Origin of the sequence: Streptomyces sp. NPDC016562 (assembly GCF_043076955.1) — a bacterium.
Taxonomy (GTDB): domain Bacteria; phylum Actinomycetota; class Actinomycetes; order Streptomycetales; family Streptomycetaceae; genus Streptomyces.
Genome location: NZ_JBIBRZ010000008.1, coordinates 289625 through 314810, shown reverse-complemented (window position 1 = coordinate 314810; position 25186 = coordinate 289625). Strand labels below are relative to the sequence as shown.

29 protein-coding genes are annotated in these 25186 nt (G+C 71.5%); 23 read left to right on the top strand and 6 right to left on the bottom strand.

What is annotated here, in order from left to right:
• Positions 1–201 precede the first annotated feature (201 nt).
• The 8 genes from ACF059_RS28755 (at position 202) to ACF059_RS28720 (ending at position 6923) form a co-directional block, all read left to right on the top strand.
• Complete coding sequence (locus ACF059_RS28755) at positions 202–867, top strand: HAD family hydrolase (RefSeq protein WP_392062542.1); 666 nt, start codon at positions 202–204, stop codon at positions 865–867.
• Positions 868–910: 43 nt separating this feature from the next.
• Positions 911–2131 carry an MFS transporter gene (locus ACF059_RS28750; protein ID WP_392062539.1) on the top strand — a complete coding sequence of 407 codons (1221 nt, stop codon included), beginning with the start codon at positions 911–913 and terminating at the stop codon, positions 2129–2131.
• Positions 2082–3251, top strand: a complete 1170-nt coding sequence (locus ACF059_RS28745) for an acetoin utilization protein AcuC (protein ID WP_392062536.1) — start codon at positions 2082–2084, stop codon at positions 3249–3251. Before ACF059_RS28750 ends, ACF059_RS28745 begins: the two co-directional genes overlap by 50 nt.
• Before the next feature lie 96 nt (positions 3252–3347).
• Positions 3348–4178, top strand: a complete 831-nt coding sequence (locus ACF059_RS28740; RefSeq protein ID WP_392062533.1) for a phosphatase — start codon at positions 3348–3350, stop codon at positions 4176–4178.
• Positions 4179–4292: 114 nt separating this feature from the next.
• Positions 4293–4502 (top strand): helix-turn-helix domain-containing protein, encoded by a 210-nt coding sequence (locus ACF059_RS28735; protein ID WP_008738568.1) that lies wholly within the window; start codon positions 4293–4295, stop codon positions 4500–4502.
• Positions 4503–4645: 143 nt separating this feature from the next.
• Positions 4646–4744, top strand: coding sequence for a 30S ribosomal protein bS22 (locus ACF059_RS28730; protein ID WP_003948845.1), 99 nt, complete (start codon positions 4646–4648; stop codon positions 4742–4744).
• 95 nt (positions 4745–4839) lie between these two features.
• Positions 4840–5931, top strand: a complete 1092-nt coding sequence (locus ACF059_RS28725) for an NAD-dependent epimerase/dehydratase family protein (protein ID WP_392062571.1) — start codon at positions 4840–4842, stop codon at positions 5929–5931.
• Positions 5931–6923 (top strand): lysophospholipid acyltransferase family protein, encoded by a 993-nt coding sequence (locus ACF059_RS28720; RefSeq protein ID WP_392062530.1) that lies wholly within the window; start codon positions 5931–5933, stop codon positions 6921–6923. The genes ACF059_RS28725 and ACF059_RS28720 overlap by 1 nt, the downstream gene beginning before the upstream one ends.
• 102 nt (positions 6924–7025) lie before the next feature.
• On the opposite strand, the gene ACF059_RS28715 is transcribed toward ACF059_RS28720, so the two are convergent.
• The 3 genes from ACF059_RS28715 to ACF059_RS28705 form a co-directional block, all read right to left on the bottom strand.
• Entirely contained in the window at positions 7026–8228 is a 1203-nt protein-coding gene (locus tag ACF059_RS28715; RefSeq protein WP_392062527.1) for a DUF5667 domain-containing protein, read from the bottom strand.
• Between the two features lie 233 nt (positions 8229–8461).
• A complete protein-coding gene (locus ACF059_RS28710; protein WP_361947983.1) occupies positions 8462–9283 on the bottom strand; it encodes an ECF subfamily RNA polymerase sigma factor, BldN family in 822 nt (273 codons plus the stop codon).
• Positions 9284–9624: 341 nt separating this feature from the next.
• A complete protein-coding gene (locus ACF059_RS28705; protein WP_392062523.1) occupies positions 9625–10650 on the bottom strand; it encodes an HAD family hydrolase in 1026 nt (341 codons plus the stop codon).
• 80 nt (positions 10651–10730) lie between these two features.
• On the opposite strand from ACF059_RS28705, the gene ACF059_RS28700 reads away from it, so the two are divergent.
• The 6 genes from ACF059_RS28700 (at position 10731) to hemB (ending at position 17870) form a co-directional block, all read left to right on the top strand.
• The gene (locus ACF059_RS28700) at positions 10731–11009 is read left to right on the top strand and encodes a glutaredoxin family protein (protein WP_366866007.1); all 279 of its coding nucleotides are present in this window, start codon (positions 10731–10733) and stop codon (positions 11007–11009) included.
• A 272-nt stretch (positions 11010–11281) separates the two neighbouring features.
• Positions 11282–12091 carry a redox-sensing transcriptional repressor Rex gene (locus tag ACF059_RS28695; RefSeq protein ID WP_360901327.1) on the top strand — a complete coding sequence of 270 codons (810 nt, stop codon included), beginning with the start codon at positions 11282–11284 and terminating at the stop codon, positions 12089–12091.
• Positions 12088–13773 carry a glutamyl-tRNA reductase gene (locus tag ACF059_RS28690; protein ID WP_392062519.1) on the top strand — a complete coding sequence of 562 codons (1686 nt, stop codon included), beginning with the start codon at positions 12088–12090 and terminating at the stop codon, positions 13771–13773. The genes ACF059_RS28695 and ACF059_RS28690 overlap by 4 nt, the downstream gene beginning before the upstream one ends.
• Positions 13770–14738, top strand: a complete 969-nt coding sequence (gene hemC / locus ACF059_RS28685; protein WP_392062516.1) for a hydroxymethylbilane synthase — start codon at positions 13770–13772, stop codon at positions 14736–14738. The genes ACF059_RS28690 and hemC overlap by 4 nt, the downstream gene beginning before the upstream one ends.
• Positions 14735–16402: a uroporphyrinogen-III synthase gene (locus ACF059_RS28680; protein ID WP_392062513.1), complete on the top strand. Its 1668-nt coding sequence runs from the start codon at positions 14735–14737 to the stop codon at positions 16400–16402. Before hemC ends, ACF059_RS28680 begins: the two co-directional genes overlap by 4 nt.
• A 469-nt stretch (positions 16403–16871) precedes the next feature.
• Positions 16872–17870: a porphobilinogen synthase gene (gene hemB, locus ACF059_RS28675; RefSeq protein WP_392062510.1), complete on the top strand. Its 999-nt coding sequence runs from the start codon at positions 16872–16874 to the stop codon at positions 17868–17870.
• 6 nt (positions 17871–17876) lie between these two features.
• On the opposite strand, the gene ACF059_RS28670 is transcribed toward hemB, so the two are convergent.
• Positions 17877–18221, bottom strand: coding sequence for a hypothetical protein (locus ACF059_RS28670; protein ID WP_361948015.1), 345 nt, complete (start codon positions 18219–18221; stop codon positions 17877–17879).
• Positions 18222–18348: 127 nt separating this feature from the next.
• Between ACF059_RS28670 and ACF059_RS28665 the strand changes: the two genes are divergently transcribed.
• The 9 genes from ACF059_RS28665 (at position 18349) to ACF059_RS28625 (ending at position 24006) form a co-directional block, all read left to right on the top strand.
• Positions 18349–18738 carry a WXG100 family type VII secretion target gene (locus ACF059_RS28665; RefSeq protein ID WP_361948018.1) on the top strand — a complete coding sequence of 130 codons (390 nt, stop codon included), beginning with the start codon at positions 18349–18351 and terminating at the stop codon, positions 18736–18738.
• A 22-nt stretch (positions 18739–18760) separates the two neighbouring features.
• Positions 18761–19066: a WXG100 family type VII secretion target gene (locus ACF059_RS28660; RefSeq protein WP_366865996.1), complete on the top strand. Its 306-nt coding sequence runs from the start codon at positions 18761–18763 to the stop codon at positions 19064–19066.
• Positions 19066–20859, top strand: coding sequence for an RNase A-like domain-containing protein (locus tag ACF059_RS28655; protein WP_392062506.1), 1794 nt, complete (start codon positions 19066–19068; stop codon positions 20857–20859). The genes ACF059_RS28660 and ACF059_RS28655 overlap by 1 nt, the downstream gene beginning before the upstream one ends.
• 16 nt (positions 20860–20875) lie before the next feature.
• Complete coding sequence (locus tag ACF059_RS28650; RefSeq protein WP_392062503.1) at positions 20876–21463, top strand: hypothetical protein; 588 nt, start codon at positions 20876–20878, stop codon at positions 21461–21463.
• A gap of 16 nt (positions 21464–21479) precedes the next feature.
• Entirely contained in the window at positions 21480–22067 is a 588-nt protein-coding gene (locus tag ACF059_RS28645; protein WP_392062500.1) for a hypothetical protein, read from the top strand.
• An 18-nt stretch (positions 22068–22085) separates the two neighbouring features.
• Positions 22086–22661, top strand: coding sequence for a hypothetical protein (locus ACF059_RS28640; protein ID WP_392062497.1), 576 nt, complete (start codon positions 22086–22088; stop codon positions 22659–22661).
• A 12-nt stretch (positions 22662–22673) separates the two neighbouring features.
• Positions 22674–22973, top strand: a complete 300-nt coding sequence (locus tag ACF059_RS28635) for an RNase A-like domain-containing protein (RefSeq protein ID WP_209470104.1) — start codon at positions 22674–22676, stop codon at positions 22971–22973.
• A gap of 13 nt (positions 22974–22986) precedes the next feature.
• Positions 22987–23643, top strand: coding sequence for a contact-dependent growth inhibition system immunity protein (locus tag ACF059_RS28630; protein WP_392062494.1), 657 nt, complete (start codon positions 22987–22989; stop codon positions 23641–23643).
• A 90-nt stretch (positions 23644–23733) separates the two neighbouring features.
• A complete protein-coding gene (locus tag ACF059_RS28625; RefSeq protein WP_392062490.1) occupies positions 23734–24006 on the top strand; it encodes a DUF1876 domain-containing protein in 273 nt (90 codons plus the stop codon).
• Between the two features lie 71 nt (positions 24007–24077).
• On the opposite strand, the gene ACF059_RS28620 is transcribed toward ACF059_RS28625, so the two are convergent.
• Both ACF059_RS28620 and ACF059_RS28615 read right to left on the bottom strand, forming a co-directional pair.
• Entirely contained in the window at positions 24078–24323 is a 246-nt protein-coding gene (locus ACF059_RS28620) for a DUF397 domain-containing protein (RefSeq protein ID WP_392062487.1), read from the bottom strand.
• Positions 24320–25144 (bottom strand): Scr1 family TA system antitoxin-like transcriptional regulator, encoded by an 825-nt coding sequence (locus ACF059_RS28615; protein WP_392062484.1) that lies wholly within the window; start codon positions 25142–25144, stop codon positions 24320–24322. The genes ACF059_RS28620 and ACF059_RS28615 overlap by 4 nt, the downstream gene beginning before the upstream one ends.
• Between the last annotated feature and the right edge of the window lie 42 nt (positions 25145–25186).

Below are 25186 nucleotides of genomic sequence, written 5' to 3'. Positions count from 1 at the left end.
GGAGAGTAGGACGCCGCCGAACAATCATTGCGGAAGCCCCGCACCAGCCCCCTTTTCGGGGGGTTCGGTGCGGGGCTTTTCTGCGTTTACCGGCCAGGCCGTCCGTCTGGCCGATCGGGACCGCGCGCGGTCGCCCATGTTCAGCCGATCACCAGCACGCGGCTGCCGGGGAGGCGAGCTGACGGCTCGTAGGGTTGGGTCATGGGCTACGACCTCGTCATCTTCGACAACGACGGCGTGCTGGTGGACAGCGAGCCGCTCGCCAACAGCATCCTCGCCGCCTACCTGACCGAGCTGGGTCACCCCACGACGTCCGAGGAGTCGCTCCGTGACTACCTGGGGGCCGCGGCGCCCCGGGTGCGCGAACTCGTCCTGGAGCGGACCGGGGAGCGGTTGCCCGACGACTTCGAGGCGCAGCTGGACGCGCGGACCTGCGCCGCGTTCGAGCAGGAGCTGCGGCCCGTCCCCGGGGTGGAGGAGGTACTGGGGGCGCTGACCGCCAGTGGGATCGCGTACTGCCTGGTCTCCTCGGCGAGTCATGAGCGGATCCGCGTCGGGCACCGGGTGGCCGGGCTCGACGGGTGGTTCGAGGAGGAGTGGATCTTCAGCGCGCAGGACGTGGGTCAGGGCAAGCCGGCTCCCGATCTGTACCTGCACGCGGCCCGGCAGATGGGGGTCGAACCCGCCCGCTGTGTGGCGGTCGACGACAGCCCGCTGGGCATTGAGGCCGCCGCGGCCGCGGGCATCGACGTGTACGCCTTCACCGCGGTGCTGCCCGCCGGCCGGCTCCCCGGCGCCACCGGGCACTTCGGGGACATGAAGCAGCTCACCGCGATGCTGGGCCTGGAAGCCGGACTGGGTATGTGATCTCTCTACCCACGGGTAGTCCGCGGCCCTACGCTGTGCCGCCATGACGGACGATGTGCGGCTACGGCGCGGGCGCGGCGCCCTGGGGTTCAGCTTCTTCGCGCAGGGTGTGGCCTTCGCGCTCCTCGTGACCCGTATCCCGGGCATCCAGGACCGGTACGGGATATCCGATGCGCTGCTGCCCGTCTTCCTCGCCGCCGTGCCGATCCTCGCGGGCGTGGCGAGCGTGGCCACCGAGCACGTCGTCAAGCGGGTGCCTCCCAGTGTGGTGCTGAGGTGGGCTCAGCCGCTGGTGCTGCTGTCGTTGCTGGGGGTGGGGGCCGGCAGCCGGATGTGGCAGGTGGGGCTGGCCCTGGGGGCGTTCGGGCTTTCCGTCGGGGCGCTGGACGCCTCGATGAACATGCTCGGGGTCAGTCTGCAGCGTGCGTACGGGCGCAGCATCATGCTCGGCTTCCACGCCGCCTACAGCCTCGGGGGGATCGTGGGGGCGTCGGCCGCCTGGGCGGGGGCGCACTGGCATCTGGGGCTGTTCGTCTCCTATCTGCCGGCCGTGGCCGTGCTGGCGCCCCTCGTGCTGCTGGCCAGTCGCCGGTACGTCGACCAGCCTGAGCGGCACGATGCGGTGGCGGGGAAGGGGTTGGGGCCCGGCGGGTTCAAGCTGCTGCTGCCGCTGTGTCTGGTGATGGCGTGCGCGTACATCGGGGACTCGACCGTCGCGAACTGGAGTGCGAAGTACCTCCAGGACGTGCTGGGGAGTTCGGAGCAGCTGGCGACCGTCCCGTACAACGTCTACATGGTGACCACCCTCATCGGGCGGGCCGTCGGGGATCTCGGGGTGCGCCGGTTCGGCGCCGTCGCCGTGGTGCGGGGCGGGTCGGTTGTCGCGGCGGGCGGGTTCGCCGTGGTGGCGGCCGCGCCGGGGGCGTGGGTGGGGATGTTCGGCTTCACCCTGCTGGGGATCGGGTTGTGCGTGATCGTGCCGCAGACCTTCGCGGCCGCCGGGCGGGTCTTTCCGGGCGGGGCCTGCGACACGGCGATCGCCCGGCTCAACATCTTCAACTACGTGGGCTTCCTGATCGGGTCGCCGCTCGTCGGCGGGATCGGGGACGCCTGGAGCTACCGCGGCGCGATGCTCGTGCCGATGGTCCTGGTGCTGGTCACGCTGTTCCATGCCCGCTCGTTCGGACCGCGGGCGGCCCGATACGGTGTCGGGCATGAGCGGCCGCGGGTTGTTGATGTGGGACGAGGCGGTAACGAGGTATGACTTCGGACCGAGCCATCCGATGGACCCGGTGCGCCTGGCGCTGACCATGGGCCTGGTGCGCGCCTTCGGGCTGGACCGGGCGATGGAGGTACGGGCGGCCCGGGGAGCGGGGGACTCGACGCTGCGGCTCGTCCACCGGGAGGACTACGTCGCCGCGGTGCGCGAGGTGTCCGCCGATCCGGGGCTCGCCGACGGCTCGTACGGGCTGGGGACCGTGGACGATCCGGCCTTCCGCGGGATGCACGAGGCGTCCGCGCTGATCGCCGGGCAGTCCGTGGCGGGGGCCGAGGCCGTCTGGCGCGGCGAGGCGGAGCACGCCGTGAACTTCGCCGGCGGGCTGCACCACGCCATGCCGGGCGGGGCGGCCGGTTTCTGCGTCTACAACGACGCGGCGCTGGCCGTGGCGCGGCTGTTGGAGCTGGGGGCCGAGCGGGTGGCGTACGTGGACGTGGACGTCCACCACGGCGACGGGGTGCAGGCGGCGTTCTGGGACGATCCCCGAGTGCTGACGGTCTCGGTGCACGAGCATCCGCGGACGCTGTTCCCGCAGACGGGCTGGCCGCAGGAGACCGGTGGTCCGGCGGCCGAGGGGTCCGCGGTGAACGTGGCGCTGCCCGCCGGGACCGGGGACGAGGGGTGGCTGCGGGCCTTCCACGCGGTGGTGCCGGAGCTGTTGGCGGACTTCCGGCCGCAGGTGCTGGTGACGCAGCACGGGGCCGATACGCATTTCGAGGACCCGCTGGCGCACCTGGCGGTCTCCCTGGACGCCCAGCGGGCCGTCCAGGAGGCCTGTCACGAGCTGGCGCACACCTACGCGGACGGGCGGTGGCTCGCCCTGGGCGGCGGCGGGTACGCGGTGGTGGACGTCGTACCGCGGTCGTGGACGCACCTGGTGGGGATCGCGGCGCACCGGCCGGTGGATCCGCTGGCGCCGGTCCCCGCCGAGTGGCGCGACGAGGTGTACGCGCGGACGCGTCAGCCGGCCCCGGCGCGGATGACGGACGGGCGGACGCCGTCGTGGCGGGAGTGGGAGGCGGGTTACGACCCGGCCGACCGTACGGATCAGGCCGTACTGGCCACCCGGCGGGCGGTGTTCCCGCTGCGCGGCATGCTGACCTGAAGCGGCGCAGGTCACCGCTGAAGCATCGTTACGCCAAGTGTGGGGCTGTTCGGTGGAATCGCTGCCCCGGCAGGTGGGTTGCGGCAGCATCGGAGGGTGTTGAGCACCGGCGCGCTGCGTGCGCATCTGCTGGCCGCCCGGTTGGCCGGGCCCGTCGCCACCTCCCGGGAGGAGAGCCTGCGCAGTTACCGGTTGTTCGCGGCGCGCGATCCCCGGGTGATGCTGGGGCTGGATCCGGAGTGGTGCTGGGGCGAGGGTGATCTGCTGAGGCTGATGGCGCAGAAGTGCGGGGTCTCGGCGGACCCCGCGCACGTCAGCGGGCCGGACGTGATCGATCCCGAGCGGACGGTGGCGGCGCTGGAGGCCTTCGCGGGGCGGCTGCGCGAGGTGGCGCGGGCGCGCTTACCGGTGCTGTTCGGGACCGGGCACCCGCATCGGCTCCTGGACTTCTACGCCGGTTTGGCCGCGGCGATGTCGGCGGCGGGATGTGTTGTCCTCACCCCGGCGCAGGGTGCGCGTGTCGACATGGCGACCCGGTTCGGCGTACGCACGCATCGCATCGCGTACGTACGGGGGGTCGCACTGGTGCGGGAACCCGGCGTGCGGCCGCCGGGGAGTGCCACCGGCGTGCACACCCATTCGCCGCTGCCGGTTCGGATCGCGCTGGGTGCGCTCGCGGAGGCCGGAGAGCCGCTGCCGGAACTGGTGGTGGGGGACCACGGGTGGGTCTGCGGTGCAGGTCAGCTCGGTGTGGAGGCGATCGGGCTGGCGGACACGGACGATCCCGCGCTCTTCGTGGGCGAGGCCGAGGGGCAGGTCTCGGTGGCTGTTCCGCTTGATGACGCGGTGCGCGCGGACTACTACCGGCCCCTCGCCCGGTACGTGCTCGGCCGGGCGAGTCTGACGGGTCGGCAGGAGTGGCCGTAGCTCCTCTTCCCCACTCGTATCACGCGCCCCTACTCTGGGGAGTGAGCGTGCGACGACGAGGAGTAACCGGAGGGGAAGCCGGTGCCCGTCATGCGCGGAAGGTCAAGGTGTGTCATGGCTGCTGGCGAGAGGCCTCTCAGTGAGGTTCAGTTCCTGACCGTGGCGGAGGTTGCCTCGGTGATGCGAGTGTCGAAGATGACCGTGTACCGCCTGGTGCACAACGGTCATCTGCCCGCAATCCGGGTGGGCCGGTCCTTCCGGGTCCCCGAGAACGCGGTTCACGAGTACCTCCGAGAGTCCTATGTGGGGGTGGAGTCGGCCTGAGACTGACAGCTGCGGATGCCCTCGTAACTCCGAGGAGGCACTCGGATTACGGCCTCAGAGCTCGGGCGGGTAGGCTAGGCCGACGTAGGTCGTGTGGGCCCAGACGCCCCGCACCAGTGAAGAAGAAGTGAGCGAGGGTAGTCGTGGGCTCTGTTATCAAGAAGCGGCGCAAGCGGATGGCCAAGAAGAAGCACCGCAAGCTGCTCAAGCGCACCCGCGTCCAGCGCCGTAACAAGAAGTAAACGGCAGCTGTACGTGTTCTCCGCAGCCCCTCCACCATGCTGGTGGGGGGGCTGCGGTGCAGCCGGGGGACTTCTTCGAGGAAGGCGCTGAGCTCGTGGGCAAGGTCGTACTCGTCACCGGGGCAGCCCGGCAGCTGGGCGGCCGCTTCGTGCGCCGGATCCAGCGCGACCCGGAGGTCGAGCGGGTGATCGCGGTGGACGCGGTGACGCCGCCGCACCGGCTCGGGTCCGCGGAGTTCGTCCGTACGGACATCAGGCAGTCGGCCATCGCCCGCGTGCTCGCCGAGCACGCCGTGGACACGGTGGTCCATCTGGCGGTCACCGGGGGCGGTGCGGGAGTGGGCGGCGGTCACAGCGTCGTCAAGGAAACGAACGTCATCGGGACGATGCAGCTCCTCGGGGCGTGCCAGAAATCGCCGACGGTGCGACGGCTCGTGGTGAAGTCCAGTACGAGCGTGTACGGGGGCACTTCCCGGGACCCGGCCGTCTTCACCGAGACCACGCAGCCCAAATCGCTGCCGGCGGGCGGCTTCGCCAAGGACGCCACCGAGGTCGAGGGGTACGTACGGGGCTTCGCGCGCCGGCGGCCCGACGTCGCGGTGTGCGTGCTGCGCTTCGCGAACATCCTGGGGCCCTTCGCGGACTCGGCGCTCGCCGAGTACTTCTCGATGCCCGTGATGCCGACGGTGCTGGGCTACGACCCGCGGCTCCAGTTCGTCCACGAGGACGACGTGCTCGACGTGCTGCGGCTCGCGGCGCGGGCGCCGGAGCCGGGGACGCTGAACAGCGGGACCTTCAACATCGCCGGTGACGGCGTGCTGCTGCTGTCGCAGTGCGCGCGGCGGCTGGGCCGGCCGACGCTGCCGCTGCTGCTGCCCGCGGTGACGTGGGTCGGGCAGGCGCTGCGGGCGGTGGGGGCCACGGACTTCTCGCCGGAGCAGATAAGGCTCCTCACGCACGGCAGGGTCGTGGAGACGACGCAGATGCGCGAGGTCCTCGGCTTCGCGCCGATGTACACGACCGTCGAGACGTTCGCGGACTTCGCGCGCAGCCGGGGGAGCGGTCTGCTTCCACCTGAGCGGGTCGGGCAGGCTGTTGACCGGGTGGCCGCCATGCTCGATGCCGACGGGCGCCGTGCGGACGGACCCGGTAGCGACGGCGACGAGGCTGAAGGAGCGAGGCGATAGTGGCGGACGCCAAGGTCATTCCGTTCGACGAGGACCGGCCGCGCCGGCGGGCGGCGGGACGGCGGGTGCGGGCGGTGCCCGCGCAGGCGCCCGAGCCCGGTCCGGTGGAGGCGGCGCTGGAGCCGGCCGCTCCGGCCCCGGCCCGGGGCGGCGACGGGTGGGACAAGCGGATCGCCGGCGGGCTGGCGTTCCTGCGGCGCCGGGTCACCGGGGAGTACGAGGTCGACGAGTTCGGCTACGACAAGGAACTGACGGACCAGGTCCTCATGTCCCTGATGCGGCCGCTGTTCGACAAGTACTTCCGGGTCGAGGTCAGGGGCATCGAGAACGTCCCCAAGGAGGGCGGCGCGCTGATCGTCGCCAACCACTCGGGGACGCTGCCCCTGGACGGGCTGATGATGCAGGTCGCCGTCCACGACCACCACCCGGCGCAGCGGCACCTGCGGCTGCTGGCGGCGGACCTGGTGTTCATGCTGCCGGTGGTGAACGAGCTGGCGCGCAAGGCGGGCCACACGCTGGCCTGCGCGGAGGACGCGCAGCGGCTACTGGAGTCCGGCGAGTTGGTCGGCGTCATGCCGGAGGGCTTCAAGGGGCTGGGCAAGCCCTTCGGGGAGCGGTACAAGCTCCAGCGGTTCGGGCGGGGCGGCTTCGTCTCGACGGCGCTGCGGGCGGGCGTGCCCATCGTGCCGTGCTCCATCGTGGGCGCGGAGGAGATATACCCGATGGTCGGCAACGCGAAGACGCTCGCGCGGCTGCTGGGGATCCCGTACTTCCCGCTGACGCCGACGTTTCCGTGGCTGGGGCCTCTGGGGGCGCTGCCGCTGCCGACGAAGTGGACGATCCAGTTCGGTGAACCGATCCCGACGGACGGGTATGCGGCGGAGGCGGCCGAGGACCCGATGCTGATGTTCAACCTGACGGATCAGGTGCGGGAGCAGATCCAGCACACGCTGTACAAGCTGCTGGTGCAGCGGCGGTCGGTCTTCTTCTGACCGTGTTCTGACCGTGGAGGTACGGGTGCTGAGTCCGCGCCCGGAACCGCCGAGGGGGGCCGCGCCGTGCGCGGCCCCCCTCGGTGCTCCTGCCCTGTATCCCTACTGCCCTGCGTCCTCCGCGTTCAGGCCCAGGCCCGGGAGGAGGCCTGGGAGCAGCGGCGGGAGGGTGATGTCCGGCTGTGGGGCGTCCGGGGTGCCCGGGGAGGGCGGGGCGGACTGGCCCGCAGGCGGGTTGAGCAGGTCGCCCGTACCGCCCAGGAGGCCGCCGGCCGGGGGCGGGGTGCTGCCCGAGGGCGCCGGTGCCGGGCTGCCGGAGGGGGCGCCCGCCGCGGGGCCGGACTGCTGCTTGCCGCTGGGCGTGCCCGGCTTGGCGGAGGACCCGGACGAGCCGGGGCCGCGGGGCTGCTCCGGAGGCTTCGGGAGCAGGCTCTGCAGCGGCGCCACGTCTTCGTCTATGGCCTGGAAGACCGACTCCACCTGCCCGCCCACGTCGGTGAGCTGCGCCGGGAGCTTCTCGCGGAGCTTGCCCCAGGCGTCGCGGTGGGAGCGGGAGAACGACGACAGCTTCTGGATCGGGCTGAGCGAGCCGTCCCGCTCGTACGCGGCCTGGAGGAGCCGGTGGCCCTCCTGCGCGTCGTGCTTCACGGCCGCCAGGGCGCGGCGGATCTCGCCCAGGGACTCGTGGTCCAGGACGCCCGTCCGGCCGCGCTCCATCAGCCTGCGGGCCTCGGACAGGCGGTTCGAGGCCTGGTCGAGATAGAGCTCGCCCCGGTCCGAATCCTCGTCGGCCATGCCCAGCTTCAGGTCCTCCATGCCCCGTTTCACGGGGTAGAGGTGGTCACCGGGAAGGGCGTCGGAACTGGCAGCGGCCACTCCGCTGAAGGCCCCCGCGGCCACACCCACGGTGAGGCCGCCCGCTGCGATGCCCTTGGACCAGCGGGAGCGGGGCCGCAATTTCCGGAGCGGGGTCGCCCGGTGGGCGCCGCGGCCGGTCCGCTGCTCGGGCACCAGAGGGTCCGAGGCGGCACCGCCCCCCGCCCTCTCCTCCAGCACCATGGCCTCCATGGCGGCAACGAGCTGGGCTCGCTGCACCACTTTGACCTCGGGGTCCAGGGCTGGGCGCGGCATTCTTTCGCCGAGCACGCTCGCCAGGGCCAACAACCGGTCGTGGTCGGCAGGTTCGGCAGGTGCCTCGGACTGCTCGGCCGCCGGGTCCGGTTCTGGAAGGTCGGACGGGGTCCGATCCTCCAGGGCCTGGGCGAAGGCGTTCGCCCGCCGGTGCGGGGTCACGTTCGCGATCACTGGCGGCACCTCCTCTCGTCATGACGATCGACTCCCCAAGGTGTCCGGAAGGTTGCCTTCCTTGAGCGCATCCACCCTTTCGGGTGAGCGGCTTCGGGTGGGGCGTGTCCAAAGGGAGCCTGCATTCCGCACAACGAGCGTCGCGGCACTTGGGTTACGGACGAAGGATGATCGGACCACAGCGTCATCGGGGGGTCACCGCATGTAAGGGGTGGTGTCGTGTCCGGGGGCGGTCAGCGGGCGTCGTCGGGGAGGAGGCGGGCCAGCGTGCGGACCGCCCGGTACTGGAGCGTCTTGATGGCGCCCTCGTTCTTCCCCATCACCCGGGCCGTCTCGGCGACCGAGAGGCCCTGCAGGAAGCGCAGGGTCACGCACTCCTGCTGCTGCGGATTGAGTTTCCGTACGGCCTCCAGCAGGGCCGCGTTGGAGAGGGACTCCAGGACGGAGTCCTCGGGGCTGCGCTCGACCTCGTTCGCGTCGAGCATCTCGCCGGTGGTGACCTCCAGCCGGAAGCGGCTGGACTTGAAGTGGTCCGCCACCAGGTTGCGGGCGATCGTCACGAGCCAGGCGCCGAAGTCACGGCCCTGCCAGGTGAAGGTGGAGATGCGGCGCAGGGCGCGCAGGAAGGTCTCGCTGGTGAGATCCTCCGCGGTCGCCTTGCCGCCGACGCGGTAGTAGATGTAGCGGTAGACCGTGTCGCTGTACTGGTCGTACAGGCGGCCGAAGGCCTCGGCCTCGCCCGCCTGGGCGCGCTCGACCAGGTCCATCATGCGGGCCTGGTCGCTGTCCGCCGTGGGGCGGCGTGGGGTGGGCGTGGCCTGGGTGCTCGTGCCGGCGGCGCCGGTCGAGCCCCCGGACGTGCGGCCTCGTCTGCCCACGGTCGCTCCGCCGTCGGTCAGGGCATAGCAAGGGCCGGCCGGGCCGAGGCCGGCAGGTACCGCGGCGGCGAAGGCGGGGACGGCGTACGCGGTGGGGACGAAGCCACGCAGGTGGTCGAGGACCGTTGCGCGCAGCGTAGCCAGGCCCGAGGCGTCAACCCCGACAGGTGGGTACACGGGACTCCCAGAGGCAGAGCTTCCATCACGTGCAGTGCGGGACCGTTCACCCGTCGTGGCGACAGATGACCGGAGGCATGCGTTTGAGGAGAATAACGCTTCGTACAGGCAGCGCTACACCCAGTTGCTCAAATCACCGGTTCCGACACTTCTGTTGCGTGTCGAGGGCATATTCGGTCGCTGTTGGTGATCGATTCTTGATCACTTGGATGCGCGGAATGGACGCTTCGAAGAGGGCTCACGACCGAGTCGGGCAGGGCGGAGTGCCGCGCCCCGGGCGCGGGTAGAGGTGAGCGAATAGCCGTGGGGCCGGGGGGAGAAGGGCCCCGGGCCTGGCGTTGTTACTTGCGGCGGCGGTGCAGGGCGATGGCGGCGGCCGCGCCGCCCGCGATCGCGCCGACCCCGGCGGCCGCCGGAACGCCGACCTTCACGGCCTTTCGACCGGTCCGATAGTCGCGCAGCCGCCAGTCGTTGCTCCGGGCATGCTTGCGCAGTTTTGTGTCGGGATTGATCGCGTACGGATGTCCGACCAGCGACAGCATCGGGATGTCGTTGTGCGAATCGCTGTACGCGGCGCAGCGCGCGAGGTCCAGGCCCTCGGCGGCGGCCAGCGCGCGGACCGCCTCGGCCTTGGCGGGCCCGTGCAGCGGCTCGCCGACCAGGCGGCCGGTGTAGATCCCGTCGACGGACTCGGCGACGGTGCCCAGGGCCCCGGTCAGGCCCAGTCGGCGGGCGATGATCGTGGCCGTCTCGACGGGGGCGGCGGTGACCAGCCACACCTTCTGGCCGGCGTCGAGGTGGGCCTGGGCCAGGGCGCGGGTGCCGGGCCAGATCCGCTCGGCCATGTACTCGTCGTAGATCTCCTCGCCGATGGCCATCAGTTCGCTGACCTTGTGGCCCTTGACGATGGACAGGGCGCTGTCGCGGGCGTCCTGCATGTGCTCGGGGTCCTCGACCCCGGCGAGCCGGAACCACGCCTGCTGCCAGGCGAACCGGGCGAGCTCGCGGCGCTGGAAGAACTCGCGCTTGTAGAGGCCGCGGCCGAAGTGGAAGATCGCGGCGCCCTGCATCACGGTGTTGTCGAGGTCGAAGAAGGCGGCGGCGAGGTCGTCGCCCGCCACCGGGAACTCGGGCTCGGCGGGTGCCGCTTGCGCGGGCCGCGCGGCCTCGGCCGCGGCTTCCGCCTCGGGCTGCGAGAGCGGTGGGGTGCCGGTGAGAGCGGTCTTGCGGGCGGCCTCCGCGGAGGCCTCGCCCGCCAGCACGCTGCGCGCGGTGGCGGAGCGCCTACGGGGCGTGAGCCATCCCCATGCGGCGCGCGCCCCGGAGGGACTCCTACCGGGGCGGGGGTCGGGCGACGGGCGGGGCATGACGCGAGCATAGCCACTGTGTTCGGGAGTTCCCGAACCGCCGGGAAACGGAGGCGTTAACACTTCGGGAGAATGGAGCCATGAGCCCTTTGCTGCGCCGTAAGGAAAAGAAGCGTCCCGGCGACCGGATGGTGACCCTCATCGGCAAGCCCGGGTGCCACCTGTGCGACGAGGCCGAGGAGGTCGTGGCCCGGATCTGCGCCGAGACGGGTGCCCAGTGGGAGAAGAAGGACATCTCCCAGGACGAGGAGCTCTACCGGCTGCACTGGGAGCAGATCCCGGTGGTGCTGGTGGATGGCGAACAGCACACCTTCTGGCGGGTGAACCCGGAGCGGCTGCGGCGCGCGCTGGTGGGGTGACCGTCCTGGCGGTTGCCGTCATGGGTGATTTGTGGGGTCTGGGGGCGTATCTGTGAGGAGTGTGTACGGGTTTGCCCCCTTTGGGATTTGAACGGGTTCGGCGTCCCGCCGGTTCCCGGTTTGCGTGGCGAGGTTGCGTGACCCCGGTCACTTTGCGCGGACAAAACGGACACAATCTTTGTGCACGCGTTCACAAAGGCATAGCCTGCTGTCGACGGGGCGGTCCTGCGACACGAGGCCGCCTGCAGCCCCGCTCATCCCGCAGGAGCATCGTGGCAACTGGCCGAACTCACCGACCGGCGACCCGCAGCCGAGGTATTCCCGAGGCCACTGTCGCCCGGCTTCCGCTGTACTTGCGTGCCCTCACCGCGCTCTCCGAGCGATCGGTGCCCACGGTGTCCTCCGAGGAGCTCGCGGCCGCCGCCGGAGTGAACTCCGCGAAGCTGCGCAAGGACTTCTCGTACCTGGGTTCCTACGGCACCCGCGGCGTCGGCTACGACGTCGAGTACCTCGTCTACCAGATCTCCCGTGAGCTCGGCCTGACCCAGGACTGGCCGGTCGTCATCGTCGGCATCGGCAACCTCGGCGCGGCGCTCGCCAATTACGGCGGCTTCGCGTCGCGTGGCTTCCGCGTGGCCGCGCTGATCGACGCCGACCCCGCGATGGCGGGCAAGCCGGTCGCCGGGATCCCGGTGCAGCACACCGATGACCTGGAGAAGATCATCGAGGAGAACGGTGTCTCGATCGGTGTCATCGCGACGCCGGCCGGTGCGGCGCAGCAGGTCAGCGAGCGGCTGATCGCGGCGGGTGTCACCTCCATCCTGAACTTCGCGCCGACGGTGCTGTCCGTGCCGGACGGCGTCGACGTGCGCAAGGTCGACCTGTCGATCGAGCTCCAGATCCTCGCGTTCCACGAGCAGCGCAAGGCCGGCGAGGAAGCGGCCGCCGCCGCTGCCGTCGGCGGCTCCTCCGTGGGCGGCGCCGCACCCGCCGCGGCCGTGGTGCCGCCGGCCGGCCGGGGCGCCGCCGAGGCGCGCAAGGGCGGACCCGAGGGCGACGTCCCGGCGGTGATGCCGGCATGAGTCTGCTCGTCGTAGGGCTGAGCCATCGCAGTGCACCCGTGAGCGTGCTGGAGCGCGCCTCGCTGTCCGCCGATGCCAAGGTCAAGCTGCTGCACGACACCCTCGCCGCCGAGCCGGCGACGGAGGCGGCGGTGCTCGCCACGTGCAACCGGATCGAGCTGTACGCCGACGTGGACAAGTTCCACGCCGGTGTGGCCGAGCTGTCCACGCTGCTGGCGCAGCACAGCGGGGTGGCTCTGGAAGAGCTCACTCCGTACCTGTACGTGCACTACGAGGACCGGGCGGTGCACCACCTGTTCTCGGTGGCGTGCGGGCTGGACTCGATGGTCGTGGGCGAGGGGCAGATCCTCGGCCAGATCAAGGACGCGCTGGCGCTGGGGCAGGAGCTGCACACCGCCGGCCGGCTGATCAACGACCTGTTCCAGCAGGCGCTGCGGGTCGGCAAGCGGGCGCACTCGGAGACCGGGATCGACCGGGCGGGCCAGTCGCTGGTGACCTTCGGGCTGGAGCAGCTCGCCGTGCACCTCCCGGTGGGGGAGTGGGCGGCCGGCAAGAGGGCGCTGGTCATCGGCGCCGGGTCGATGTCCTCGCTGGCCGCGGCGACGCTGGCGCGGGTCGGTGTCGCCGAGATCGTGGTGGCCAACCGGACCGCCGACCGGGCGGAGCGGCTCGCCGAGATTCTGGTTGCCTCGGGCACCGGGGTGAAGGCTTCCGCGGTGGCGATGGCTTCGGTGGCGGATGAGCTGGCGCGTGTCGACGTGGTCGTGTCGTGCACGGGTGCGACCGGGCTGGTGCTGAGCGCCGATGACGTGCTGGGCGCCGTGTCCTGGGGCTCCGCCCCAGACCCCGCGCCTCAAACGCCGGCGGGGCTGGATGTGCCCGGGCTGGATTCCGCCGCCGTCGTCGGGCTCGACGCCGCCGTCGTGGCGCGGCTCGTCGCCGCCGCGCGGGACGGGGGGCGGCTGGCCGACGCCGGGGCCGCGCGGACCATCGCCGCTCCGGTCGAGGCCGACGGGTGCCCCGTCGGGCCCGACGGGCGGGCCGCGCTGACCGGGGTGGACGCCAACTCCCTCGAACTGCACGGAACCTGGGCCGATCAGGGCGAGGCCGCCGCTCAGCGGCAGCCCCGGCGCAGCACCCGTACGCAGGCCGACGGGTCCGCCGTACGGCTGGCCCTGCTCGACCTGGCCATGCCCCGCGACATCGACGCCGCCGTGCACCGGATCCCCGGCGTGCGGCTGGTGGACATCGAGAGCCTGGCCGAGGCGTCCGCCGACGCGCCGATGGCCGCCGACGTCGACGCCGTGCGCGGCATCGTCGCCGAGGAAGTGGCCGCCTTCGGCGCGGCCCAGCGGGCCGCGCACATCACGCCCACCGTCGTCGCCCTGCGGGCCATGGCGGCCGAGGTCGTGGCCATGGAGGTGGCGCGGCTCGACGGCCGGGTCCCCGACCTCGACGAGCGGCAGCGGGCCGAGGTTACCCAGACCGTGCGCCGCGTCGTCGACAAACTCCTCCACGCGCCGACCGTGCGCGTGAAGCAGCTCGCGAGCGAGCCCGGCGGCGCCGGGTACGCGGACGCGCTGCGCGAACTCTTCGACCTCGACCCTCAGACGGTTGCTTCCGTCAGCCGGGCGGACGCGGCCGATCCGATGAACGACGACGACCCAGGACGGGCATCATGAACACACGTCCCGACCAGCCGCTGCGGCTCGGTACGCGGCGGAGCAAGCTGGCCATGTCCCAGTCGGGCCACGTCGCCGACGCGGTACGGGCGGTCACCGGCCGACCCGTCGAGCTCGTGGAGATCACGACCTTCGGCGACGTCTCGCGCGAGCACCTGGCGCAGATCGGCGGGACGGGCGTGTTCGTCACGGCCCTGCGCGAAGCGCTGCTGCGCGGCGAGGTCGACTTCGCCGTGCACTCGCTCAAGGACCTGCCGACGGCCCAGCCCGACGACCTCGTGATCGCGGCCATGCCGCTGCGCGAGGACCCCCGGGACGCGCTCGTCGCGCGGGACGGCCTGACCTTCGAGCAGCTGCCCGACGGGTCCCGGATCGGTACCGGTTCGCCCCGCCGGACGGCCCAGCTCAACCACCTGGCGCTGTCCCTGGGCAAGCGGATCGAGACGGTGCCGATCCGCGGCAACGTCGACACCCGGATCGGTTACGTACGCGACGGCGAGCTCGACGCCGTCGTGCTGGCGGCCGCCGGGCTCAACCGGATCGGCCGTGGTGACGAGGCGACGGACCTGCTGTCCGTCGACAGCGTGCTGCCGGCTCCCGGCCAGGGTGCTCTCGCCGTGGAGTGCCTCGCGTCCGATACGGACCTCATCGCCGCGCTCGGCGCACTCGACGACCCCGACACCCGGGCCGCCGTGACCGCCGAGCGTTCCCTGCTCGCCGCCTTGGAGGCCGGCTGCAGCGCACCCGTAGGGGCGTTCGCCGATCTTTTGGACGACGGACAGACTGTCAATGAAATGCGCCTGCGCGGCGTCGTCGGAACCCTCGACGGCACCACGCTCGTGCAGCTGTCCACCACCGGTCCCGTGCCCCAGTCGTACGACGAGGCCATGGCGCTCGGCCGCGAACTCGCGGACGAGATGCTGGCCAAGGGCGCGGCCGGTCTGATGGGGGAGCGATCGCTTTGAACCCCTCAAGTCCGACCACCTCCGCTTTTCCGGCGGTCGCCACCCACGGACGCGTCACCTTCCTCGGTGCCGGCCCGGGCGACCCGGGTCTGCTGACGCTGCGCGCCGTCGAGGCGCTCGCCGCCGCGGACGTACTGATCGCGGAGCCCGAGGTGCTCGAAGTCGTACGGACGCATGCGCGCGCGGGAGTAGACACGCCGCAGCTGACGGTCGCTGACGAAGCGTCAGCAGCCGCCGGGGTCCCGGTGATCCGGGACGCGGCCAATCTTGTCATGGAGGCCGCACGCTCCGGCAGGCGGGTCGTGCGTGCCGTCACGGGCGACCCCGGGCTCGACGGCAACGCCGCCGAGGAGATGCTCGTGTGCGCCTCCGCCGGCATCCCCTTCGAGGTGGTGCCGGGTGTCGCCACCGCGGTGGGTGTACCCGCGTACGCCGGTGTCCCGCTGCGCGACAAGCAGGGCGCGGACGTGCGGTTCGTCGACGCGAAGACCGCCTCGGCGCGCTGCTGGAGCGAGGTGGGCGCGAGCGACGGGATCCTCGTGGTCTCCGCCACGCTGGAGACGGTCTCGGCCGCCGCGGCCGAGCTGGTGGGCGCCGGGCGCAAGCCCGACACCCCGCTGACGGTGACGGTCGCCGGCACCACCACGCGCCAGCGGACCTGGTCCGCGACGCTGGGCACCATCGCCCAGGTGTTCAAGCAGGGCAAGGTGCTCCCCTCGCCCGAGGGCGCCCGGCCGGTCATAGCCGTGGTCGGTGAGCACAGCGCCGCCGCGCGGCGCGAGGACCTGTCCTGGTTCGAGTCGAAGCCGCTGTTCGGGTGGCGGGTGCTCGTCCCGCGTACCAAGGAGCAGGCCGCCTCGCTCTCCGACCAGCTGCGTTCCTACGGCGCGGTGCCGCACGAGGTGCCGACGATCGCCGTGGAGCCGCCGCGCACCCCGCAGCAGATGGAGCGGGCGGTGAAGGGCCTGGTGACGGGCCGCTACGAGTGGATCGCCTTCACCAGCGTGAACGCGGTGAAGGCCGTCCGTGAGAAGTTCGAGGAGTACGGGCTCGACGCGCGTGCCTTCGCGGGGATCAAGGTCGCCGCGGTGGGCGAGCAGACCGCGGCCGCGCTCGTGGAGTTCGGCGTGAAGCCGGACCTGGTGCCGAGCGGGGAGCAGTCCGCGGCCGGACTGCTGGAGGACTGGCCGCCGTACGACCCGGTCTTCGACCCGATCGACCGCGTGTTCCTGCCGCGCGCCGACATCGCGACCGAGACGCTGGTCGCCGGGCTGATCGAGCTCGGGTGGGAGGTCGACGACGTCACGGCCTACCGGACCGTGCGGGCGTCGCCGCCGCCGGCGGACACGCGCGAGGCGATCAAGGGCGGCGGGTTCGACGCCGTGCTGTTCACGTCGTCCTCGACCGTGCGGAACCTGGTCGGCATCGCCGGCAAGCCGCACAACGTGACCGTCATCGCCTGTATCGGGCCGGCGACGGCCAAGACGGCGGAGGAGCACGGGCTGCGGGTGGACGTGCTGTCGCCGGAGCCGTCGGTGTCGAAGCTGGCGGAGGCGCTGGCGGAGTACGGTGCGGCGCGCCGCGAGGCGGCGAAGGAGGCCGGCGAGACGGTGTTCCGGCCGAGCGAGCGGCGGCCGGGGGCGCGGCGGCGTCGTACCACCTAGCGATGGGTTGGGCCGTACGGGCTGAGTGGTGCTTAGGGCGGGGTTCGGTGCGGGTGCGCCGGGCCCCGCGCTTCGTTCCGGGGGCGGGGGCGGGGGCGGGGGCGGGGGCGGGGGCGGGGGCGGTGTGGTGGCCCGGCCGGGCCGGGCGGGTGTGGTGGGGCCGGGCGCGCGCCGGGGGGGGGGGGCCGGGGCCCCCAGGGTGGGGGGGGGGGGGCCGGCGGGGGTGGGCGGGGCCGGGGGTCGCGCCGGGGTGTCGCCGGGGGCGCCGCCCGGTGGGGGGGGGCGGGCGGGGGGGCGGGGGGGGGTTCGGCGCCCTGCGGGGACACCCCGGCACACGCCCGGCCCCGGGGGGCTTCGGGGGCCTGGACGCCCCGGCCCCTCGTGGCTTCGGGCGGTATCGGCTGGACGTGGGTGATGGGGGCCTAGGCTGGTTGGGACTGTTCTCGATGTTCGAAGAGGCGACTGACGAATGAGCGCGTACGGATCCTTCCCCGGCTCGCGGCCCCGGCGGCTGCGGACCACCCCGGCGATGCGGCGGATGGTCGCGGAGAACCGGCTGCACCCCTCGGACCTGATCCTCCCGGCCTTCGTGCGGGAGGGCATCAGCGAGCCCCTGGCGATCTCCGCGATGCCGGGCGTCGTCCAGCACACCCGGGACACGCTGCGCAAGGCCGCCGTGGAGGCGGTCGAGGCGGGGGTCGCCGGGATCATGCTGTTCGGTGTTCCGGCCGACGAGAACAAGGACGCGCGGGGGACGGCGGGCACGGAGCCGGACGGGATCCTCCAGGTCGCGATCCGCGACGTGAGGGCCGAGGTCGGGGACGATCTGGTGATCATGTCGGACCTGTGTCTCGACGAGTTCACCGATCACGGGCACTGCGGCGTGCTGGACGAGCACGGGCGCGTGGACAACGACGCCACGCTGGAGCGGTACGCGGAGATGGCCCAGGTCCAGGCCGACGCGGGCGTCCACGTCGTCGGGCCCAGCGGGATGATGGACGGCCAGGTCGGCGTCATCCGTGACGCGCTGGACGAGACCGGGCACGAGGACGTGTCCATCTTGGCGTACACCGCCAAGTACTCGTCCGCCTTCTACGGGCCCTTCCGGGAGGCCGTCGCCTCTTCGCTCCAGGGCGACCGCAAGACGTACCAGCAGGACCCGGCGAACGCCCGGGAGTCCCTGCGGGAGCTGGCCCTCGACCTGGAGGAGGGCGCCGACATGGTGATGGTCAAGCCGGCCGGTCCCTACCTCGACATCCTGTACCGGGTCGCGCAGGCCGTGGACGTACCAGTGGCGGCGTACCAGATCAGCGGCGAGTTCGCGATGATCGAGGCGGCGGCGGAGAAGGGCTGGATCGAGCGGGACCGGGCCATCCTGGAGACCCTGCTGGGCATCAAGCGCGCGGGCGCCGACACGATCCTCACCTACTGGGCGACCGAGGTCGCGGGCTGGCTGCGCAACGCCTGACCTGCTCTACGGCCAGTCGACGAGGCTGTGGAAGACGAGTACGTCGAGGACGACCGCCGCCGGGGCGATGACGGCGAGCCAGACCCTGGCGGCGGCGTGGCGCCGCTGCCAGGGCAGGCCCCACGCGGCGACCAGCAGGACCAGGACCGCCAGCAGGCCGGTCCCGAAGACGGGGAAGGCCACCTCGTAGGAGGCGTCGAACCGGTCGCTCGCGGCGCCGTCGCACGAGTCGCAGGCCATCGGGGACAGCCCGACGAAGAAGAACGCGACGGCCGCCATCGGCAGCGTGAGCAGGGTGGAGACGAGCGGCGCGACGAACGCGCGCCGGTGCCGTGTGGTGTCCGGGGTCATGGGTCCAGTGAACTCCCCGGGAAGAGCCCGAACATGAGTGCGCGTACTCAGGTGCCCGGCTCGATGACCTGCGAACCTCGTAGGCGTACGTGCGTACTTGGCACGGCAGCGCCGAAGAGAGGTGGACATGCAGGACGGCGATCTCAGGGTCTCGGAGGACGGCCTCACCAAACTCGCGGACGATCTCGATCAGATGCAGGGCCATCTGGAGCGGCAGATCCGCGAGATGGACCGGGTGGTCGACAGCATCGCGGCGGGCTGGCAGGGGCCCACGGCCACCGCGTACCGCGCCCTGCACCGGGGGGCCGCCGAGGACGCCGTGCGGATCCGGCAGGTGCTCTCCCTCCTCGAAGAGGCCACCAGGGCCTCGCGTGACGGCTTCACCGCCCAGGAGCTGGAGGTCCTGGCCGCGTTCAAGCGCGTACAGAGCCGCGAGGACGTGGCCGCGGCCGCCGCCGAGCTGACCGTGCCGGACCCGGCGCCGGCGGCTCCGCACAGCCGACTGCAGGACATCTGAGAGCAGGGGGATCAGCACCACCATGTCGGAAGACGACCGGATCACCGTTGACTTCGCCACCCTGCAGCGCCTGTCGGGGGACCTGGAGGAGATCCTCAAGGACCTCAACGAGAAGCTGGAGCTGCTGTACGGGCGGGCCAAGAAGGCCGTGCTGAGCTGGGACGGCGAGGCCCGCGAGGCCTTCATCGACGAGCTGGACAAATGGGACCGCTCGGCCCAGGACCTCAAAGCCGCGCAGGCGTGGCTGCACGAGGTCGTGGTCAAGGGGCACCTCAACTACGCCGCGGCGAACAAGTCCGTGCTCCAGGGCTGGGGAGGCGGCGCCTGATGGCGGGACCGACCCCGGGCCCCGGCCCGGCGCAGCCGCCCGCGGGAGCCGGCAACATCGACGTCAAGCCGTCGCTCGTCTGGAGCGTCTCCGGCCGGGTCGCGCGGGCGCAGGACCCCATGGTGCGCGGTGGGAACACGCTCGTGAAGGAGCTGCAGGAGTACCCGGACGCCGGCGGGGCGGGTCCTCAGGCCGAGAAGTTCGCGCAGTCCTACAAGAAGATCGGCAACCGCTGGCTGGAGGTGTGGGCCAAGAGCGTGGTCAGCGTCGGCGGCGTCGCCGTCGGCTTCACGGAGACCGCCAACGCCTACACCAAGGCCGACGCGGCGGCCCACCCCAAGCCCGGCAAGGCCCCCGAGCAGCGCCCGTTGCCCACGGTCATCGACAAGGAGCCCAAGTTCGGCAGCGTCCCCGACATCAAGTGGGGTGACGACGACGGTGGCGACGACCTGCTCCGCGGCGCGATGGAGGGCATACCGGAGATCGTCCGCGACGTCCTCCAGCCCGTCGCGAAGAACATCTTCCGCGTCGGCAAGGTGGCGGACGTACACCCCTTCCCGCAGCAGCACTACCTCAACTCCCACTGCCACAGCTGGATGAACGTCTCGACGGTCGTGACCGGCGCGGCGGACGAACTGACCATGGCCGTCGGCCAGATCACCAACCACCAGCGGGCGGACTGGGAGGCCGCCATGCGGACGTTCTGCAGTGCGCTGTGGGGCGGCACGGACTGGGGCCAGTCCCGGCACGGCTACCAGTGGGCGCACACCACCGGTCCGCACGGCGCCAAGGTGGCCACGGGCAGCCAGCCGGTGATGAGCGTGCTGAACGACGTGGCGGTCAAGATCAGCGACTGCCTGCGCGAGTACGCGGAAGCCGCCGTCGAGCTGAACCACGACGTCTTCGAAGAGCTCAAGCGGGCCATGAGGGAGGCCGCCACGAGCATCATCGACGACATCGAGAAGGCCAAGGAGAAGCCCAGCCTCAAGACCATCGTCGGCGCCGTCACCAGCGTGGCCAGCGGCGTCGGCGGGGTCACCGGGATGCTGCTGAAGTTCGACGTCAACACGGTCCTGAAGCTGGACAAGGCCAAGCTGAACCGGATCGTGGACAAGTACACCGGCATCGTGGACGGCCTCACCACGCGCATGGACGCGCTCCAGGACGTCCTGGACGAAGCGCACCGCAGCGCGCCCAAGTTCGAGGCCGGCGTCGCCCGCGCCCACGGCTTCGGCGCCCGCGCCCTGGAGGACTTCAAGACCACCTCGCAGACCTGGCTGAAGATCGACTCGGCCACCGGCAAGTACACGCTCGACCTGGCCGCCAACGAGTACATGGCGGACGGCCACACGCTGGACAAGCACGTGGGCAAGACGGACGAGCAGCTGGCGCAGCGCTTGCGCGACCAGCAGCAGAACGGCCCGACCCAGGCCTGGCCGTACGGCAAGCCGAAGCCGAGCGCCTCCTCGTCCTTCCCGACCTATCAGCGGGCGCAGGAACTAACCCAGTACAACCTCAACCAGAACACCGCAGCGATCGAAGCGTGGATCAAGGGTCCGCCGCCACCGGGCGAGGGGGATGTGGAGCCCTTCACGTCGACGACGCCCAATGGCGAGCCCAGCGGCCGCAGTGTGAGCAAGCAGCCGACCAATCCGGCCGATCCGCTGTCCGGATACAAGACGGGCGGCATCAAAGCCGAGGCGCAGGATGTGACGGGCATCGAGACGAGGCTCAGGTACGACAGCAGCCGCAATCCTCCGTTCACCGTCATGACGTCCATGCCCAGCAAGTGAGAAAGGCTCTTCGAAGATGTCCATCGACCAGGCGTCCTGGGAATCGGCGGTACAGCATCTGTACGAGGACGGGTTCGCGTTCATCGCCACCGGTCCGCGCAGGCACGAGGACTGGCGGGCCGATGTGCTCGCCGTTATGGAACGCGCCGTCCCCGATCCGCGCGGCTGGGCGGGGATCGACCCGGTGGCGCACGAACGCACTGCGGAGCACCCCGCCGTCCCGTTCGGCCGTCCGGCCTTCAGCAACGATCCGTCCCGCCCGCTCACCCCGGCCGACATCGGGGAACGGCTGTACGAGATCGACCGTGCGAGCGCCGAGAATCTCCTGCTCGCACTCACCGACGACGGCTGCACCCTGCGGAACCTCGAAAGGTTCAGTGAGAGCTTCGAAGAGCTGCAGGACATGGCCCGCACCATCCTCGGCCGCTACGGGGACACGTTCACCTGTCACAGCAACCTCGGCCAAGCCAGGCGCACAGGCAGGCTGGACTTCGGGGGGAAACCCATGGGATGGACGCCGATGACCTTCTACGGGGAGGACTGCGGCCTGGTCGTGGTCTCCGACACCGAGGTCGGGCTGTTCTGGGCATTCGGCGACGTCTGAGCTCTGCGAGGAAGAAATGTCCCCTGACCAGACGTCCTGGGAAGCGGCGGTGCGGCACCTCTACGAGGACGCGTTCACGTTCAGTGCCACCGGTCCGCGCACGCACGAGGACTGGCACACCGACGTGCTCGCCGTCATGGAACGCGCCGTCCCCGATCCGCGCGGATGGGCCGGGCTCGACGACAACGCGAACGAGCGCGCGACGGAAGGGCCCGCCTTTCCTTTCTGCCTCCCGGCCTTCAGGGACGATCCGTTGCGCCGGCTCACCCCGGCCGACATCGGGGAACGGCTGCACGAGATCGACCGTGCGAGCGCCGAGAATCTCCTGCTCGCACTGACCGACGGCGGCTGCACCCTGCGGAACCTCGAAAGGTTCAGTGAGAGCTTCGAAGAGCTGCAGGACCTGGCCCGCACCATCCTCGCCCGCTACGGGGACACGTTCACCTGCTACACCAATGTCACCGTCGGTGCGGCCGGGAACGGCACGCTGGACTTCGGGGCGACCCACTGGGGCTATCTCCCGATGACCTGCTACATGGAGGACGCCGGCCTGGTCATCGTCTCCGACACCGAGGTCGGGCTGTTCTGGACCTTCGACTGCTGAGCCTGAGAGGAGGATTCCATGCCGACCCGACCCGCCGAGGCCGCCACCTGGGACGCTGCGCTGCTACGGCTCCTGGAGGACGTCTTCGTCTTCGCCAGGAGCGGTCCGCGGCTGCACGGGGACTGGGCCGAGGACGTCCTCGCCGTCATGGAGCGGTCCGTCGCCGACCCGCGGGGCTGGTTCGCCCTGGATTCGGAGACGTTCCAGGAGGGCTGGGAGGCCGGCTGCCCCGGCTACCCGTTCCGTGTGACGGCCGCCGAGGACCTCCGCGCGGGGCTGCGGCCGATCACGGCCGGCGCCGCCGTCGAGCTGCTCGCCTCGCTCTCGCAGGAGTGGTTCTTCGAGGGCTCCCCGGTCCGGTCGCGGGAGGACCGCGACGCGGTGCTCGCGGACGCCCGGACCGTGCTGGACCGCTTCGGTCCCGAGGCGGCGTTCTGGACCTCCTCCGACCTCGCCCGCACCTGCGACGCGCCCGACTTCCTGGCGGGCGACCTCGAAGGCGGCCATCCCTTCACCGGCTACATGATGGATCTCGGCCTGATCGCGGTGTCCGCGGACGAGGTCGGGGTCTTCTGGTCGTTCAACGCGAATTGAGACAATGATCCGATGCTGACCCGATCCGCCACCTACCCCGACCGGGAGACCGCCCAGTGGGCCACCCAGCAGGTGGTGACCGCCAACGAGCAGGTCATCCACCGCTGGCTCGCCCAGGGGACGCGGGCCCGCCTCACCATCGAGGCCGCCTGGCCGTCCCGTGAGGAGCCCGTCGGGCGGGTGCTGCTGGAGGCGATGCTGCTCGCCGGACAGGAGCCGCTCGACGTCCGCGCCGCGCGCGTCGTCCTGCGGCGGGAGCCCGACAGCCCGTACGGGTTCGTCGTACAGACCACCGTCCCGTTCTACCCGTAGAGGCAGTGCGACCGTGTCCATGAAGCCCCTTGAGCACGACCGCCGCTACGGCGAGCTCGATCAGGTCCTGCGCGCCTACCTCGGCCAGAGCGCCGACGACACCGCCGAGCGGCGCAGCCGAGCCCTGGACGCCTATCTGCGCCACACCTGGCACACCCGGCCCTGGGCCATCGCGGAGGCGGAGCGGCAGCTGCGCGAGTACAGCCGCAACCCCCCGGGACGCCTGCGGATCGACCTCGGCGAGTTCTACGCCGTCCCCGACGTCGGGATCCCGCAGTCCGCGATCGGTGACTGGCTCCTGCTGCTCGCCGACCACCTCAAGCAGAGCGTGGAGGACGGGGAGGTGCCGCCGCCGGCGACCCCGCAGACCCACTGGGAGTGGCACGCGCGGTTCCCGGAGACCGCGCAGCTGCTGGGCGGCTGGTTCTCGCAGGACATCGTCGACGAGTTCCCCGACCACGAGGCGGCCGTCGCGGACTACGCCGCGACCACCGACCCCCAGCTCGTCGCCCGCCTCGTCGGTGAGCTCCACGAGCTGATCGCCCTGCCGCTGGACGAAGGCGACTACGCCTTGGCCGCGGCGGAACTCGGCATGGAGGTCAACCCGCCCGAGCCGTTCTCGTACGGGGCGTGGTTCCTGGCGGTGGCGGCGGCTCTGACCGGCGGCTGAGGGCTCGCGGCCCGGCGGGCGTCCGGCTAGCGCCGCCTGCCCTGCGGGCGCACCCTGGAGGGGAGGGTGACCCCCTGGAGGTGATGCACCATGTCCACGCTGGTCGGGTGGCATGTGGAGCTCGAATTCACCGAGGAGGGCCACCGCACGAGTGCGGCGGCCCTGGTCAGACTCGGGGACGGCTCCGAGATCAGGGCGCGGGGCTATGCCCTGCGTCATCCCTCCGACCCGGAACAGCTGAGGGTCGGGGAAGAGATCGCGGGCGCCCGTGCGCTCATGGATCTCGCGTCGCAGCTGCTACAGAAGGCCCACTCGGAGATCGACGAGGCGACGGGCCGCCACTCCTACCCGCTCAATCGCTGAGCCGGGCGGGTTCGGGCGGCCGGGCGACGACACGGCTGACCCGCTGACGGGCTCCCTCCGCAGGGAGCCCGTCAGCGGGCGGTCCACTCCGTGAGCGCGACCCAGGCGGCGGGCGCCAGACCGAGGACCGGGCCGTCGGTGACCTTGCTGTCCCGCACGTGGACCTGGGTCGCCCCCTCGGCCATCTCCACGCAGGCCCCGCCTTCGTCGCCGCTGTACGAAGACTTCCGCCAGACGAGGGCCACTTCCAGGCAGGCGCCGCCTTCGCTGCCGCTGTAGCTGGACTTGAACCACTTCAGTGCGGTCGTGGCGCTCATGTCTCTCCTAGCAGGCGGTCCAACAGGCCCCGCGTCTGCTCGGTGTTGAGGGCCTGAGTCCGCAGCATTGCATACTTGCGCGCCAGGATGCTGACCTCATCGGCGTCCGAGATGAGCTGGCTGCCGCGCTGTGTTTCGGTGTAGCCGAGGTGCTGGTGATCCGGGGTTTCCAGGAGGATGAACGGCCCGTTGAGGCCCGCGTGTGTGGTGCGGCCCAGGGGCATCACCTGGAGGCTCACGTCCGGCAGATCCGCGCACGCGCGCAGGTGCCGGAGCTGCTCCGCGTACACCTCGTCGCCTCCGAGCCGATCACGCAGGACCGCTTCCGAGACGGCGAAGCTCAAAGTCGGCGGCGTGGTGCGCCGCAGGATCTCCTGCCGGGCGATCCGCGCGGCGGTCAGCGCCTCGACCTCGGCCTCCGGGTGGGCCGGGACGCGGCACCGGAACACGGCCCGGGCGTAGTTCTCCGTCTGGAGCAGACCCGGTACGACCTGGTTGTCGAACCAGGAGATGGCGATCGCCGTGTACTCCAGGTCCATGTACTCCTCCGCCCACGGCGGTGTCGCGTCCACCTCGGGCATGCCCCTGGCCGCCAGGGTCAGCAGGCCCGGCAGGCCGAGATGGTGGTCCATCAGCTCCGCGACGTTCGGCATCAGCGCCCGACGGCCCTGCTCGATCGACGCGATGGTCTCGGCGTCCAGGTTCACCAGCTCTCCGAGCTGCCTCTGGGTCAGGTTCTTGGCGATGCGGGCGGCGGCCACCTGCGAGCCGACCATCTTCATGGTCGTCGCGTTGGGCCGTGCTCGTTTCCTCGGTGGCATGACGGTGAACTCCCCACCCGTGCTCCTGCTTTACCCCGCGCC